At 70.0% G+C, this 406-nt stretch carries 1 protein-coding gene; it reads left to right on the top strand.

Going from position 1 to position 406, the window contains the following annotated elements; genetic code table 11:
• A partial coding sequence (locus AB4Z35_RS30880; RefSeq protein WP_442101283.1) for a TonB-dependent receptor domain-containing protein occupies positions 1-406 on the top strand: 406 nt, incomplete at both ends.

Here is a 406-nt window from a genome sequence, read left to right on the forward strand (position 1 = left end):
GTGGTCTGGCACGCCCACGACACGCTCAATGTCTACGCCAACCTGGGCCGGGGCTTCGAGACCCCGACGCTGACCGAGGTGGCCTACGGCCCCGGCGGCGTGGGCGCCAACCTGGGCTTGCAGGCGTCCACCAGCCGGCAGGGCGAGATCGGCGTGAAATGGCAGGCGGCCGGCCAGAAGGTGGAGGCTGCGCTGTTCGATGCCGACAGCCACGACGAGGTGGTGCCGGTATCGAACAACGCCGGCCGCACGGTCTACCAGAACGTGAACGGCGTGCGCCGGCGCGGGCTGGAACTGGGCTGGCGCGGCACCTTCGGCCAGGCGCAGCAGTGGGGGGCGGGGCTCGGGTATACCTATTTGTCGGCCTACTTCGGGGAGGCATATCTCAACGCGCAGGGCCTGCAGG

This window comes from Pseudomonas sp. KB_15 (genome assembly GCF_052114525.1).
GTDB lineage: Bacteria > Pseudomonadota > Gammaproteobacteria > Pseudomonadales > Pseudomonadaceae > Aquipseudomonas.